The 14,864-nt window shown below is 57.8% G+C and carries 12 protein-coding genes; 4 read left to right on the top strand and 8 right to left on the bottom strand.

The features are described from left to right. The coding region (locus F624_RS0122740; RefSeq protein ID WP_019576671.1) for an FTR1 family protein at positions 1-1,773 on the top strand (1,773 nt) is incomplete at its 5' end. An 87-nt stretch (positions 1,774-1,860) separates the two neighbouring features. On the opposite strand, the gene F624_RS0122745 is transcribed toward F624_RS0122740, so the two are convergent. The 4 genes from F624_RS0122745 to F624_RS0122760 are packed head-to-tail and all read right to left on the bottom strand — an operon-like array spanning position 1,861 to position 6,379. Next, entirely contained in the window at positions 1,861-2,475 is a 615-nt protein-coding gene (locus tag F624_RS0122745; protein WP_005303904.1) for a recombinase family protein, read from the bottom strand. A 60-nt stretch (positions 2,476-2,535) separates the two neighbouring features. Beyond that, positions 2,536-3,753, bottom strand: a complete 1,218-nt coding sequence (locus F624_RS0122750) for a TniQ family protein (protein WP_031255933.1) — start codon at positions 3,751-3,753, stop codon at positions 2,536-2,538. Continuing rightward, entirely contained in the window at positions 3,750-4,658 is a 909-nt protein-coding gene (locus tag F624_RS0122755) for a TniB family NTP-binding protein (RefSeq protein ID WP_019576673.1), read from the bottom strand. The genes F624_RS0122750 and F624_RS0122755 overlap by 4 nt, the downstream gene beginning before the upstream one ends. A gap of 2 nt (positions 4,659-4,660) precedes the next feature. Then, positions 4,661-6,379 carry a Mu transposase C-terminal domain-containing protein gene (locus tag F624_RS0122760; RefSeq protein ID WP_019576674.1) on the bottom strand — a complete coding sequence of 573 codons (1,719 nt, stop codon included), beginning with the start codon at positions 6,377-6,379 and terminating at the stop codon, positions 4,661-4,663. A gap of 457 nt (positions 6,380-6,836) precedes the next feature. On the opposite strand from F624_RS0122760, the gene F624_RS0122765 reads away from it, so the two are divergent. The 3 genes from F624_RS0122765 to F624_RS0122775 are packed head-to-tail and all read left to right on the top strand — an operon-like array spanning position 6,837 to position 9,845. Beyond that, on the top strand, positions 6,837-8,114 hold the full coding sequence (locus F624_RS0122765) for a GspE/PulE family protein (RefSeq protein ID WP_084679609.1): 1,278 nt from the start codon (positions 6,837-6,839) through the stop codon (positions 8,112-8,114). Positions 8,115-8,116: 2 nt separating this feature from the next. Beyond that, complete coding sequence (locus F624_RS0122770; protein ID WP_031255938.1) at positions 8,117-8,854, top strand: thioredoxin domain-containing protein; 738 nt, start codon at positions 8,117-8,119, stop codon at positions 8,852-8,854. A gap of 25 nt (positions 8,855-8,879) precedes the next feature. Continuing rightward, complete coding sequence (locus tag F624_RS0122775) at positions 8,880-9,845, top strand: thioredoxin domain-containing protein (RefSeq protein ID WP_157443574.1); 966 nt, start codon at positions 8,880-8,882, stop codon at positions 9,843-9,845. 54 nt (positions 9,846-9,899) lie between these two features. Here F624_RS0122775 and F624_RS34960 read toward each other — a convergent pair whose 3' ends face one another. The 4 genes from F624_RS34960 to F624_RS34965 form a co-directional block, all read right to left on the bottom strand. Continuing rightward, a complete protein-coding gene (locus F624_RS34960; RefSeq protein ID WP_157443575.1) occupies positions 9,900-10,247 on the bottom strand; it encodes a hypothetical protein in 348 nt (115 codons plus the stop codon). 202 nt (positions 10,248-10,449) lie between these two features. Beyond that, positions 10,450-11,178 carry a DsbC family protein gene (locus F624_RS0122785; RefSeq protein ID WP_019576680.1) on the bottom strand — a complete coding sequence of 243 codons (729 nt, stop codon included), beginning with the start codon at positions 11,176-11,178 and terminating at the stop codon, positions 10,450-10,452. Positions 11,179-11,299: 121 nt separating this feature from the next. Then, positions 11,300-11,977 carry a hypothetical protein gene (locus F624_RS0122790; RefSeq protein ID WP_019576681.1) on the bottom strand — a complete coding sequence of 226 codons (678 nt, stop codon included), beginning with the start codon at positions 11,975-11,977 and terminating at the stop codon, positions 11,300-11,302. A 3-nt stretch (positions 11,978-11,980) separates the two neighbouring features. Then, a complete protein-coding gene (locus tag F624_RS34965; RefSeq protein WP_157443576.1) occupies positions 11,981-14,860 on the bottom strand; it encodes a fibronectin type III domain-containing protein in 2,880 nt (959 codons plus the stop codon). Positions 14,861-14,864 lie beyond the last annotated feature (4 nt).

Raw genomic sequence — 14,864 nt, forward strand, 5'->3', positions numbered from 1 at the left:
CTGAAAGCGTCGGAGTACGCTGAAATGCAGGAATTTTCAGCGACAGCCGAACGTCAACTGGGAGAATTACCTGACCAGACCGACAAGGGTCGCTTGTTGCAACAAGCGACCGCTTTGCGTGCTGCGGTAGCTGCCAAAGCCGATCCGGCCAGCGTAGCAAAACTGGCGCACGCGCTGTCCAGTGCGGTGCAAAAGGCGTACCCGTTTCCAGTCGCACCGACTGCCATGCCGGTCTTAGCGAAGGGAGGGCAGTTGTTTCAGGCCCAGTGTGCGGCCTGTCACGGTCAGCAAGGGCGCGGTGATGGCCCCCTAGCGGCATCCCTCAACCCCAAGCCGACCGCGCTGGCCGATCACATGCGGGCGCGCGAGCGCAGCTTATTCGCGCTACACCAAATTATCAGCAACGGTGTCCAGGGCACCGCTATGCAGGGCTTTGGCGCGTTGTCGGATGAAGACCGATGGGCATTGGCGTTCTTTGTTGGCACGCTACCTTATACGCAAAGCGACAAGGACGAAGGAGCCAAGCTCTGGCAAGCCAACGCGCAGGTTCGCCAGACGCTCGCCAGTCTGGATGTGCTGACGCAAACATCTGAGCATGTCTTGGCGGACAGGCTGGATGAGCCTTCCGCCAGAGCCCTGACGGCCTATTTGCGCGCCAATCCGAGCGCGCTGAATATCAGCAGTCCGAAGGGCACCGCGATTGCCAAAGCCAAACTCAGTGAGAGCGTGACGGCATTGCTGGCTGACGACCGTGCAGGTGCGACCAAGCTAGCCTTGTCTGCTTACCTCGATGGCTTCGAGCCGGTCGAACCGGCGTTGGCCACTCGCAATCGGCCGCTGTTCGAGAAGATCGAAGCCGCGATGGTGTCCTACCGGGCATTGATAGCCAATGGTTCGCCTGCCGATGTGCAGACAGCGGAGCTGCATTTGCGCGGCTTGCTGGATGAAGCGGACAAGGTGCTTGCCCCCTCCGACGACGATGCCGTGGCGGCCTTCATCGGTGCGTTAACCATCTTGCTACGTGAAGGATTGGAAGCCCTGCTGGTGGTCGTTGCCATGCTGGCGTTTCTCAAGAAAGCCGAACGGAAAGACGTATTGATCTACGTGCATGCAGGCTGGGCATCCGCGCTGGCCGCAGGCGGCATTACATGGGCAGTGGCAACTTACTTGGTCGGCGTCAGTGGGGCAAGCCGGGAGCTAACGGAAGGCTTTTCGTCACTCTTTGCCGCCGTGGTCTTGCTGGTTGTGGGCATGTGGATGCACCAGAAGAGCGTTGCCGGTCGTTGGCAGGTCTACCTCAAGGAAAAGCTGTCTTCGGCGCTCAACAAGCGCACGGCATGGTTCTTGTTTTCGCTGGCCTTCGTCGCCGTCTACCGTGAGGTGTTCGAGACGGTGCTGTTCTACGCAGCGCTCTGGACAGAAGGAAATGGCTGGCCCCTGCTGGCGGGCTTGGGCACTGGCATGGGAATCCTGGCCCTGCTGGCAGTCGTGCTGCTGCGCACCAGTGCGCGCCTGCCGATTGGCCAGTTCTTCGCTGCCAGCTCACTGCTGGTGGCCATACTTGCCGTGGTCTTGGCAGGCAAGGGCATCGCAGGTCTGCAAGAAGCAGGGTTATTGCATACCAGCCCAATATCGATCCCACGCATTGATCTGCTGGGCATCTATCCGTCGTGGCAAACACTCTCAGCGCAATTCGCTGTGTTATTCATCATTGTGGTGGTTTTTACGATCAATTCGCGGTCATCGCGTCAAATGGCAGTACAAAAAAGCTGATTTGACGGCGTGAATAGGTGAATTGATGCCGCGATGAGCGCCGTCATCCTCGAATCCGTGCTGACCATGTAGAGGCCAGTTTTTCTTTTACATCTTGGACAGCAGTCGTATTCCATCTGCGCGCAATTCCCCCTTGGGAGAAATATGCCGGTACAAGGTCTGTCGCGTGATGCCGAGCTCTTGGCACAGGTCGCCGACCTTAGTTTCAGTCTGCCCCATTGCCGCCATCGCCAGGCGCAGCTTGGCGGCGGTCATCTTGAAAGGCCGACCACCTTTCCTACCGCGCGCCCGCGCCGAGGCCAAGCCCGCTACTGTGCGCTCTGCGATCAGCTCGCGCTCGAATTCGGCCAGTGCGGCGAAGATGCCGAAGACCAGTTTGCCAGCAGCGGTCGTCGTGTCGATGGCCGCACCGTGGCCGCTCAGCACCTTGAGACCGACGCCACGCCCAGTCAGATCGTGCACGGTGTTGATCAGGTGCCGAAGGTCGCGCCCGAGCCGGTCGAGCTTCCATACGACCAAGGTATCCCCTGAACGCAACGCCTTCAAACAGCTCGCCAAGCCGGGACGATCCTCGCGCTTGCCGGATGCCTGGTCTTCGTAAAGATGCGCCGGGTCGACATCGGCGGCGATCAGCGCGTCGCGCTGCAAGTCAGTGGCCTGGGAGCCATCCGCCTTCGATACCCGCATGTAGCCGATTAGCATGTCATACCTGTCACATATACGTTCGATTATGTGACAGTATGCGCCGGAAAGTTCTAACCGTCAAAAGTTGTCACTTAACCCGTCACTCTGTCTAAGACATGCAAAGGGCCCATTAGGCTCGTAATGTGACAAAAATTCCGGGGGGATGCCTTCCTTTGCAAAGGTGGTGCGCAACTGTTCCAGGGAAGCGGGATCGCGCCGACCATAGGAAGCCAACGCGAACAGCGAGCGTGCCGTCTCGGGGTCGTGCCGCGCTTCAATGATCGCCTCACTGATAGCTTGGACCGCCCGTTGCCAGTGATTGACGGGTTCGGGCTTCGGCGCTTTCGCCGGCAGACCACTGGTGAACCCGGTTTGGGGCTCGGACCAGAACAGCTTTGCATGCTCGCCTGGCGGGCTGATATCCCTCACCTCGATCAAGCTGATTGCCGTTGCCGCTGCCTCCAGCATCTGCAACCGTATTGCCGGGTTCAGGGTTTCATACGGTCGCCACAGACTTTGCCCAGCACGCAGCGGATGCCCGCAGCCTTGCCAGACTTGGCGAAGATACCCCGCGTAGGTTCCGCACGCCGAAAGCGGGGTGTTCAGCTCATCGAGCAGCGTGCGTAGCAGTCGAAACCACAAACCAGCGTGGATGCGTCGGCGCGGCAGTTCCACATGGCCGGTCGTCAGTGCCTGCCAGGTACGCCGGTCCATCACTGCAATCGCGTCGCTGGCGGTGCGCGACGCAGTGTCGGCGTTCTCCCAGCCGAGAAACCGCCCAGGCACGCCCCAATAGGATTCCAGCCAGCAGCCATGCAGCGGGCAGCTCAGCATCAGGGGCAGCTTCCATGCAAGCAGTACGGCGTGGTTTGCCGGGTCGTTCAGACAGAGCGGACAGGCGCGATGTATCGGCTGGCTGGGCAGCCAGGCACGCCAGCTCGTGATGGATCGCGTCCTACGGCGGAGTTTCGGCAGCAGCACCGAGAGCTGGAACGCATAGGTTTCCAATGCGTCTGGAATCTGATCATCAAGGCTGTCCAGTAGCCAAGGCACCCAGCCGGCGAAACTCATGCAACGCAGCCGGTCCGGCTCGATGCCGCTCCGCTGGGAGAGCATCGCCAACAGCGCCAGTGGTGGCGCGGTATCCAGGTCATCAACCTGAGCGTGACCAAGATCGTGCTCCAGCAGCTCGGACACCTCCATGTGATAGCAAAGGGCCACGCGGTTGAGCCACGAAGACAAGGCTTCGCCTTCTCTGGGGGCCGGATGCAGTGGCCAGCGTGGCGCTGGCTTCACATCAGTTCCCGCTCGAATTGCCGCCGCCGCTCGCTGGGGCCGGTGTAGTCGGCCATGCTGAGCGTGCGGTGGTTGATCGCTTCCTCTCCGCTCTCCACGGCGACGATGGCCGCCGCCATCAGCAAGTGCGCCAGTTCGCCTATGGTGCCCTCGCTGCGTGTGAGCAGGTAGCGGGCCATGTCCAGCGTGGCAATCGACGAGGGTCGCCGCAGTGGAAGCGAAGCGGCGAAACTGGCCAGCAGTGAGCAGCAATCGTGATTGGCCTCCCATACCGGCAGCATCATCGGCTCGAAGCGATTTTCCAATTGGTCATCGGAGCGGATGGCCAGGTAGGCGTCGCGCATGCCGACCCCGACCAGTGGGATGCGCAGTTCATTGCCGAGGAAGCGCAGGAGATTGAGGAATTCCCGGCGATTGACGCTGTTACCGGCCAAGACGTTGTGCAACTCGTCGATCACCAGCATGCGCACGCCGACCTTGCGCAGCAGTGCCAGCGCCAGTTGTTCCATTTCTGGCAGCCGTGGGCGCGGTCGCAATGGCGCACCCATCGCCGCGAGCAGCGCGACGTAGAAGCGGATTACCGACGGTTCGGATGGCATCTGCACGACCAGTACCGGAATGTGCTCCTGGTCGGCGTCGGCTCTGGCCGGATGCGTGCGCCGGAACTTCTCGACGATCATCGACTTGCCGTTGTTGGTCGGGCCTACCAGCAGCAGGTTGGGCATGCGTTGCTTGTTTGGCCACGCATACAGGGTTTCCAGCCGGTTCAGCGCCTCGACTGCTCGCGGATAGCCGATCCAGCGGTCGGCGCGAAGGCGATGGATGCGTTCGTCCGCCGGGAGACGGGCCAAGCCCTGGGCCGCCGGCAGCAGGTGGGACAAGTCGATGATGGGATATTCTTCCACGGCTACCACTCCTCAATCTGGTCGAACGGTTTGGCCGGCAACTGGTTGTCTGCCTGCTGCCCATCCATGTCAGCGCCCGGTGGTGGCGTGGTTTTGACAGGCGGTGCCGTTGCCTTGAGATGCTGGCGTCGATCCGCGTCGCGCCGCGCCTTGCGCGTAGCCTTCTGCGCGGTGGTAACGATTTCGCGCATCTGGCCGATCATGCGGAACAACGCCGACTCATCCACCTGTTCGCGCCCTTGCTGCCGCAATTTCGCCAGCGCCTGTCGTTGTTCCCAGAGGGTGACAGCCGGGTGCGACAAGGTACGGTAGGGAATTTCCAGGTAGTGCTGCCCCTCTGGTTCCAGCACCCATATGCGGCTGATGTCGCGCGGGTCGCGCCGGATCAGGAACGCAGGCAAGCGGTCCCGCCGAGCTATCCACGGCTTGAGCGCATCGGCGTAGTAGTGGATGTGGTCGATGACGAAGCCGGTGCGGGTCAGCGTGCGGCGGATGATGGGCAGAAAATCGACCAGAAAAGCCGTAGCGCGAGTGATGACGGTTGGCACGCCGGTCCGCGTGATAGCTTCGGCCCAGCGCGCGGCCGGCGGTTGGAGCAGGCCGTTGTGCACAGAGCCGTGATAGGTGCCGACCGCCAATGTGAGCCAGCGCTCCAGCTCGCGCAGTGTCAGGGCGGCCATCTTCTCGGAGGCGTATTCCCCGCGCTGGTCAGGATTGGAGAAGGTCGTCCCCGGCAATTCGTCGTGGATCATCTGCATCGCCGTGCCGATGATCCGTTCCACGATACCGCCGTAGTGCGGCTGCCCGAGCGGGCGATAGTCCAACCGGATGCCATGCTGCTCGCAGCCACGGCGCAGCGCCTCGCTCTTGAACTCAGCCGCGTTGTCCAAGTAGAGCAGTCTGGGCTTGCCGCTCATCGGCCAATCCATCTCTACGTTCAACCCTTCCAACCAAGGGCGCTTGTCGCAGGCGGCATGCACCAAGCACAAGCCGACCGAGACGGCGGACGGGGCTTCCAGCGTAACGACCATGCCAACCACGCAGCGGGTGAATACGTCGATGGCGAGGGTCAGGTACGGACGGCCAATCGGTTGCCGGTCGCGCTCGTCCACCACGATCAGGTCGATGACTGTGTGGTCGATCTGCACCTGCTCCAGCGGCGCGGAGACGGGTGGCGGAACACCACCAACACCTTGCAGGTCGCGGGCGGCATCTTGTCCTTCCCGGCGGTGAGTGACCTCGCGCGGATCGAGGCCGGCGATCCGCAGTGCCACCGTGTTGCGCGCCGGCACCCGCAGCTTTTGCAGCTTGCACGCCCGCACAACTTCGCGGTGGAACGCCGCCAAGCTACGCTTCTGCTTGGTCAGGAAGCGCTTTTGCAGTAACTCGCGGATGATTCGTTCGACCGACTCCGGCAAGCGGCCTTTACCTTTGCCACCGCTCGACTGCCCAAGAGCCAAGTCAGTGACCAGCCCCGAACCTAGCCGGGCACGGCGGATCAGGACGTAGACCTGCCGCCGGGACAGCCCCAATGCCTGGGCTGCCGCGTCGGCCGCTTCATGCCCAACCGTCTCCGACTGCGCCAACGGCCCAATGATCTCCGCACGACGACGCGCACGCTCCCATGCCTGTTCTGGCAGGGTGGCCACGCCGTGCTCGGTAATCGGTGCGGTATCGGTCGCCATGCTCACCTCGCTTTGGTGCACACGAGTATTGAGCATAGACGAGTTTTGTGCAGAGGAATCCTGATATCGGGTTATCAGGAGCCGTATGCACAACAGGCTTCAAACCGCGCTGAATGGTGCAGTCGTCTTCTGAAAATGACATGCAGACTTGCTGCGATCTCACAGCTTCGGCTCACCCGCGCCACGCGCTCGAAACGCCTGATCACTGCAGGTTCCAGAATTTTGGTGAGAACGCTTGGCGACGTCTGAGCACTCAGCTGAAGGTTGGACATTTTTTCTCCTAGGCCTTGATGGGCAATCCCCTTGGAGGCAACGGGTGCGGCTCCTTCGCCCCCAAGGAAGCCTTCATTTTATTTGATTTGCAATTTAATTGCAATTGAATTGCATTTAATTTGGCCTCAATAGCAAATAAACAACCCCTACAATTTTGACTTTTATTGACACCATGCAATCCAAAAAGAGACAATCTAGTCTTCTGCAAAATTGAAATTTCATGCATCAATCCAAAGCTCAAACCGTCACATTGGCAACTGGACGTGGTGAAGTTGAAAAAGAGCCAACTGAGTTCATTTCCTCAGGCCGCAATGACGAAAGAACGGCCCACTTCCTCAATGACCTCTTCCGCACTGCTGCCCGCCAAGGTGTCAGTGATGTTCACTTTGATGACGAGGAGGATGGCTGCACAGTTCGGTATCGACTCGATGGTGTCTTGCGTGTGATGCATCGCGTAAGCCCCGCCGACTCAAGAGAGATCGACGCCAAAATTCGCACCAAGTCCAAGCTCGGCACCATCGAACGCCAAGCCCCTTTGGACAGCAAATTCCGCTTCGACGTGGATGGCCGTTATGTTGATGTGCGCGTCAGCATCTTGCCTCTCGGCAAGGGCCAATCGATCGTGTGCCGCTTGCTGGATCAATCCTCCAACCTTCTCAAGCTTGACGATCTGGAGATGCCCGAAGACATCAGGGCCTGCCTACGCCACATCATCGCCATGCCTCAGGGACTGCTGCTGGTCACAGGCCCCACTGGCTCTGGTAAGACCACCACGCTGTACGGCCTCCTGCAGCAACTCAACACCCCTGAGCGGAAGATCATCACCGCAGAAGATCCCATCGAGTTTCGGGTTGCAGGCATTTCACAGGCCCAGACCAACCCACGGCTCCCCTTCTCTCTCGCCCTCAAGGCAATGCTCCGCCAAGACCCGGACGTGATCCTCGTCGGCGAGATCCGCGACTCTGAAACAGCGAAGCTGGCCAACCAAGCGGCACTGACAGGGCACCTGGTGCTTTCCACGTTGCACACCAACTCGGCCCCTCTGACCCTCACCCGCCTGGTGGATATTGGCGCTGACCCCAACATCATGGCCGCTGCCATGGGTGGCTACATGGCCCAGCGCCTTGTCCGAAGACTTTGCCCGCTCTGTCGTGTGCCTCAACCCATGAATGAGTACGTGGCCAAGCAGATGCTGAAAGTGGAGGTGCCGCAAGAAAAGATCGACGCCGTTTCCACTATCTACGAATGGAATCCAAACGGCTGTGACAGCTGCCGCAAAGGCTGGGTAGGTCGAACTGCAGTCTTCGAACTGATCATGCCTACTGCCGAGGTCAAGCTTGCGGTTGAGGAGGCCAACCTCCGCGCCCTGGAGCGCGCAGCCCGCCTGCAGAACCAGTACCGAACACTTGCCCATGACGCGATGCTTTGCGTTCTCAATGGAGTGACTTCAATTGAGGAAGCCGTTGCTGTCACTGGCGACATGTCATTCGAGGGATAGAAATGAAAAACCAAACAGATTTCGAACGCCGCAGCCTTCTGGCCATGTTGGCGGGACTCTCCACCCTTGGGTCCCTCCCTGGACTGGCGCTCGCCAGCTCCACAAAGCCAATTTCCGGCACAGCTCCGCAGGCCCATGCTGGAGCCGAAGCCAAGGCCTACGAGGTTCTAAACCCTCCTATCGCGGCAGACACCAATCGCGTGAGATTTCTCTTCAGCTACGAGTGTCCGTTTTGCCGCCAGTACCACAATGGCATGCACCAATGGGGGGCCAGCCTACCCAAGCCTCTCGTCTTTGAGGCAACCCCGGTGCTCACGAGCGCTAGCGACAACCAGTTCGGGGCCGTGCTGGGCAGACTGATCGCCCAAGCCGTGGCTCCGCAAGTCCTACAAAACTACGACTTCCTGACCTACGGTCTTTTGCAGGGCGATCCCGACACGGGTCAGAACCCAACCGCGTCACTGAGCTTCGAGCGTGTGCTCCAGACCATTGTCCAGGCAGGAGCGGACCCCAAAGCCGTCCAGGCCTTCCTCACTGGCAAAGGCAAAGGAATCGAAAAGCGGGTCCCCGAGCACGCCAAGTTGGTGAAAACCTACAAGCTCACAGCAACGCCCTCGGTCGCACTCATGGGCCGATACGTCACAACCCCAGACAGTGCCCAGGGCAACCCACAACAGTTTCTTCTTCTGCTCAATGGCATTGTCAGCCGCTACATCCAAGGAGGCGCCAGTGCGCTCTAACAAAATCACAGCCGTGGCTATGGCCATGGCCTGCCTGGCAACCATTTCGGCCCATGCCGGAGCCATTGGGGACTTCATGAAGTCCAGCAAAGCGTCATCAAGCTCGTCAGCAGCTGCAGATGAAAAGGCGAGCATCAAGGCGACCCCCATCGACCCCAAGAACAAGGAAATTCCGGACTGGCTGCGCGATAGCGACCGTCTCAAGTCCATGCTCGGCGCCGAGGCTGACTTCAAAGTCGAGAACCCCAAAGTCGTCAGACGTGTCGAAGCCCCCTTCCCAGGCCTTGAAGGCTACGTGGTCGAAGCAACCACCATCAGCGAGGCCAACCCCGAGGGTAAGCAGGAACTGTTCGTTTTCTACACCGACAAATCCAAGCGCTACCTCATGGTCGGGATGATGATCGACATGAAGGCGAATCGCGACGTGAACGTCGATGTCGAACGCTACGTTCGGGGCGAGCTGGCTGATAACCCGGCTAAAGCGCTGCGGCCACAGGACATGAACAGCATCAACGTGGCGGGCACCATTGGCTCCCCACTCACATTTGTGGTGGACCTCGGCAAGCAAGCTGGGCGGGAAAGCACCCTCAACTTACTCCGTTTCCACCAGACCTTGAAGGGTACGGGCGCCGGCGTCAGGCCAATACGCCTGGTGCTGGTATCGGCGGGGGACGACGAGTTCGCAACAGCGGCCATGGCCATGGCCTATGGCGACGAGGTGAACTCAGGAACGGGCCTGGCCAAAGTGATCGATTTCTCCGAGAAGTACCGAGATGCCCGATGGCTGCAACCCAGCAGCATGGGTAAGGATCCCGCACTCAAGCGAACCCTGGGCACTGGGATTTTCAAGATGGAAAACAACAGCACCCAGGCGTTGCTGGCGCGAATTGACACACTGCCACTGGTCTATGAGGGTGCAAACGGCCGAACACTCAACATCCCCTTGCCATCTACTCAGGCCCAATGGAAAGCCCTGCTGACCAAGAAATAGGCTGGTCCAACCCTGAGCATCAAGCGCCCTCCGGGCGCTTTTCTTTTGTGCGTGTTAGACGATGCGTGGGCGATGGATGTACTTGCCAGCGGCCAGATGGGCCGAGTCAGAGCAAGCCATGGCCATCTCTTGGACTGGATCTGGCTTCCCACCATTTCGAAGATGGACTGCATACCAGGTGGAAATGAGCAAACCGACCTGATCGAGGGGCAAACGCTTGAACAGATCAGGATCAAGACTCGATGCCTCGCAAAGCCGCTCGATGGCGCTCCAGTCGAAATAGATCAATCCATCATCTTCCAGCCGCAGGCGCAGATCCGCAAATCCCAGGCCTGGGGGGATCTGGAACGCGACATCGAAGGTAGCTGGCGTATGGCACATAGTTAAGTATTCTGCGTTCATCCAAACTCATTTGTAAAGAAGAAATGAGGTCGTAATGCACAGATATATCATTTCTACAAATCTGAAATTGACCGTTACCGAGCAGTCATTGCGATTTCACCAGAGCAAAGTGATTTCGTAAGCAAGAAAAAGGCCCCGAATCGGGGCCTGAACTCACTGCCCTGGATCGCCCAAACAAGTAAGCGAGGGGGCGCTCTAGGAATCAAGATCCCTGCTGGAGGGTGCGCAACAGCTCAGGAGCTGACATGTATCCAGAAGCCGAATACCCGCTGTCACTCACGATGTGAGGGGTACCCTTGAGGCCAACTTGGTTGGCGGCCTTGTTGATGCGCTCCAGGCCTGCAGCTTGTTTGCATTCGGCGCCTGTCGCGTTGAGGTGTGAGTTCGCAAAGAAGCGTTCCAGCGCCGCCTTCTTGTCGTTGGCGCAGAGAACCTCCGAGAGTTGGCGCGAAGTCAGTGTGCCGGTGCCAGACCTCGCGTAGAGCGCGTAGCGCACAGTGATTCCCATGTCATTGAGCTGAGCAAGGTCCGAGTGAAGCTTGTGGCAGTAAGGGCATGACGGATCCGTGAACACCGTGATGACATGTTTTTCCTTGCCCTTGGCTGGATAGATCACGAGCGTCGAGGGATCCAGGCTCTTCATGGCCTTGGCTCGCTCCACCCCCAAGGTCTTCTCAGAAAGGTTCCGACGCTCGGGAACGTTGAAAAGGGTTCCTTGAACCATGTAGACCCCATCAGCCGTGACATAGGCCACATCGCCACCTGAGACGATCTCGTACAGACCCGGAATTGGCGAAGGGCTGATGGCTTCGATCTTCAAACCTGGCATGGATTTCGTCAGGCGGTCAGACAAGGCATCGGTTTCAGGTGTGGCATGTGCAGCAGCTGCGAACAGGATGGCAACACAAAAAGACAACTTCTTGAAGTTCATTTAGCCTCAATTCCTTCTAAATTGATTGCAATTATTTGCAAATTATAAAAGCAATTAGATTGCATTTCTCAAACAATGCGAGCAACTCAACTACAAACAATTAATTGAGCACCCTTGTTGCCTATCGATCAAGATAGTTTTTGTAAATTTCCAGCGTCCCGTCAATCGACCTCAGTCGCTTCAGAATTGCTTTCGACGTGAAGGTAGAGGACACGTATGTGCCGTGCTGGGGGAGCCGAACCTCGACCACGAACTTGCCAATTTCAAATAGAACAACGCGATCGCGGGCTTCACTCTCAGGATCGCCAAGCACGGTTGGAGTGGCCAAGTTCCCATACCGCCTCGACATGCGCTCAAGCAGCGGGGAGATGTTCTTGTCATTCCATCCTCGGTCGAATCTCAACGTCACCATCTGCAAGCGACGGCTCTCGTTGAAGTCCAGGGTGATGAACTGCAGTCCTGGCTCGTTCAACAGGCCACCCTTTGCGATCGTTGAAAGGTTGATGAACGTTCCACCCGTCTCGGCCGATGGACCACTACTGACCAAAAGAGCCCCGCCGTACTGACTCTTCATCGCCTGGATGGGCGCCTGGACATCGCTGAACAAGGTTTCGTCCACACTCGCCCATGGCAAAACAGGAAGCGACTGAATGAACTGATTTCTGGCCATCTGTGCGTCAGAGGGTTCGGCACAGGAAAGCCTGGGGAACACCACTGCACAACCCAACATGACCAGGACCGTCAGCGCGAAACGCAAAAGTGAGTTTCGCAGCCCCATCTCAATGAATTCACTCTGCATGGCTTACTTGACCTCTTCAGCGAAGCCGATCCCAGAGCCGCCATTCATCTGCACACCAAAGCGCCCAATGGAGGTAGCGTCTTGGCCGTTCACAGCTGGTGAGCCGTCGTAAAGGATGGTCAGGGTCTTCACTGTGATGGAGGCCCTATTGAGAGTGAACGGAAGATCGTAGATGCGCGATGCATTCAGATCCACACCCGGCGATATCAAGCCAAGATGGAAGACGTGAGCCCCGTCAACCAAATTGGCATCAAGAGGGAAGGAGAAGCTGCGGTAGACGGTTGTACCCTGGATGGGGAGGTCTGCGGCTGCTGCGGCATCGACCGCACCAGTACCTGTCACGGCGGGCAAGCAATCCATCTTCTCAATGAGCCCATTCATCGCTGACATGTCCGCGTTCATCGACGCACCGATCAAGCGAGCAGCTCTACATGCCGGCACAAACCCAGTGTCAGAACCCTGGCTATCGCTGGTGGTGGAGTTGAGGACCGATTTCACGCTGTAGGTATAGGTCACACCACGTTGCGGGGGAACATCAATGAACTCCAAGACCGATTGACCACCAGCTGCAGAGATTTCGGTCCCGTCACGAAACACCCGATATTTGAGAGTTGAAACAGGCGAGACCCAGGTAACACGAACGTCGTCTTCACGAGTTCCGTCCGTCGCATCAACAGAGGTCGGGGCCTGCACAGGCAGAGTGAAGGCCGAGCTGAGGTACTCCCAAGGGGCAATAAGGGAAACACCAGCGGGTGGCACTGCCCTCGCAACAGCAATCAGGGACACGTTGTACAGCGTCGGGTAATCCAAACCCGAATTGGACCAAGCTCCTGTTGAATCGACCGAGACCAATGCAGCCACCGTGGACCCATCGGAGGCATTGCGCAGACCCGCACTGAAGTTGCCGCTCGCGTTCGAGTCATAGCCACCAATCTTGCCAACAACCGTCACAGGCATGCCAGCAGTCCCCTGTGCCGATACGGTCAAAGCACCAGGCGTCGTCATCCATGCGATTGGGATCGTGGCCACCTTGCCCTGAGATGCTGCTCCACTGTCGGAATAGCTGACTCGGATGGTTGCAGGGGTGGCCTGCCAGGCCGATGCCACACCAGCCATAGCTGAAGCGGACATGGCCAAGTTCGTCGGCGTGGCCGCGCTGATACTTGGCAGCACGGGAACGACCGCGTTGCTGGCGGCATCCAGAACTTCGATCTTGACCTTCAAGGCGTTGAATGCACCGAGGTCAACACTTGCACTAGCAAATCCACCAGTCAAGCGATTAACTACGAGACCCTGCGCACCTGATGCCGTGAAGGAGCCAACCGTGGGGGTAATGGTCACGGCCGGTACGGGTAACTGCTGAAATGTGACAGTGCTGGTCGCACAGGACGCAGGGGTCGTAAACAGGCTATTGGCAACAAAGGCCTGAATGTTTACTGTAGTTTCACTGCTGCTCAAATGATTGGATATTGGAAATGTAGCGCTCCAGGTCGAACCACTGAGGGTCATCGAATAATTCTGCGCGCTAGAGAGGCCCGCGATACTACCCCACACCTTGATGGATGCAGATTCGACCGAACTAGCCCCTTGAAGCGTGACCGTCACAGTAGCGTTCGTGTTGTAAGTCGTCGTCACATCAGGAGATGCCGAGGTGCAAGTTGGCGAACCGATCACCTGCACATTTGCAACGGTCGAGGCTGTTCCATAGGCAGTCCCGCTCTTTTGCATGCTCCGTTGAAGTGGGTATGTCCCAGGTGTTGTGGGGGCAGTAGCTGTGATCGAAGTCGTGGTGTTGCCACCTGTGGCAACAGAACCTGTGAAGGCTACGACGCCGATTCCCCAAACAGAAGTATTCGCGGGGTTGAAGGGGCCAGTTCCATACGCGCCACCTGACCAAGTCTCCGCTCCGTTGTTAGTCCATACCTGAGAGAAAGTGAATGACTGTCCAACACCGATTTTTGTGGGAATGCCAGACTGAGAAACAAAGGCTGGATCCAGCAGCTTACGAATATATCCCGTTGTAACAGTGCTCCACGCAGATGATCCTAGAGTGTTTTCAGCACGGACCTGGAATTCAAATGTGCTCTCATCACTCAAACCAGTAAGACTGTATGTTGTTGCGGATCCAACATAGGCGTCGGTCCATACAGATGTCCCCAGCTTTCTATACTGAAGGCGATAGGTGCTCGCACCGCTTACTGAGCCCCAAGATGTATTAATGGCATAGCTGGCTGTGCCAGTTGTAGCAGTTAATGACGCAGGTGCAGCCAACGAAACAGAGCACGAACTCGAACTTATTGACCAAGCAGATGAACTACAGACCGCTGTAGCAGACCCAGATGCCCCCGGTTTTGAGTTTGTGATAGTGATTGAGCTTCCATTATTGGTCGTGGCTGCACTTCCAGAGCAAAAACTTCCGGTACCCCAAGTGAGACTTTGTGCAGCACATGAGGGCGGGCTATATTTAGATAGTGTCACATTGGCACCGCCGCCGATCCACATATCAGCGCTTGCACCAGGCGACAGAATATAAGAGCAGTCAGTCGATGAAACATCATAGGCAACACACATAGTTGCCGGTCCATTATTTACCACATTCCACGAACCAGCATAGTAAGAACTACCGTTCATAGTCAACTGCTGCCCAGCTGATAAAGTAGTAGGGGAAGTAATGTTAAAAAGCGGGCCAGCGGATGATGTTTCGGCCTGCCCTGTAACTGTTGCAGTCAGCCCCGCAGCCGTATCAACATAAATTGTCGAATTCGGATACATATTAAAAGCATTGGCAGACCCAGAGGCAAGAAATACCAAGGCCCAGAATACGAAAATAATTCTGGCTGCAAATTTGCTTGCATTAAAGATAAGGATTGAGAATTTTTTCATGTCA

Origin of the sequence: Curvibacter lanceolatus ATCC 14669 (assembly GCF_000381265.1) — a bacterium.
Classification (GTDB): domain Bacteria; phylum Pseudomonadota; class Gammaproteobacteria; order Burkholderiales; family Burkholderiaceae_C; genus Curvibacter; species Curvibacter lanceolatus.

Excerpts from the sequence above, each read along its gene's own strand:
- F624_RS0122745 (WP_005303904.1), bottom strand. The coding sequence starts at position 2,475 with ATGCTAATCGGCTACATGCGGGTATCGAAGGCGGATGGCTCCCAGGCC.
- F624_RS0122760 (WP_019576674.1), bottom strand. The coding sequence starts at position 6,379 with ATGCTCAATACTCGTGTGCACCAAAGCGAGGTGAGCATGGCGACCGAT.
- F624_RS0122765 (WP_084679609.1), top strand. The coding sequence starts at position 6,837 with ATGCATCAATCCAAAGCTCAAACCGTCACATTGGCAACTGGACGTGGT.
- F624_RS0122770 (WP_031255938.1), top strand. The coding sequence starts at position 8,117 with ATGAAAAACCAAACAGATTTCGAACGCCGCAGCCTTCTGGCCATGTTG.
- F624_RS0122775 (WP_157443574.1), top strand. The coding sequence starts at position 8,880 with ATGGCCTGCCTGGCAACCATTTCGGCCCATGCCGGAGCCATTGGGGAC.
- F624_RS34960 (WP_157443575.1), bottom strand. The coding sequence starts at position 10,247 with ATGAACGCAGAATACTTAACTATGTGCCATACGCCAGCTACCTTCGAT.
- F624_RS0122785 (WP_019576680.1), bottom strand. The coding sequence starts at position 11,178 with ATGAACTTCAAGAAGTTGTCTTTTTGTGTTGCCATCCTGTTCGCAGCT.
- F624_RS0122790 (WP_019576681.1), bottom strand. The coding sequence starts at position 11,977 with ATGCAGAGTGAATTCATTGAGATGGGGCTGCGAAACTCACTTTTGCGT.
- F624_RS34965 (WP_157443576.1), bottom strand. The coding sequence starts at position 14,860 with ATGAAAAAATTCTCAATCCTTATCTTTAATGCAAGCAAATTTGCAGCC.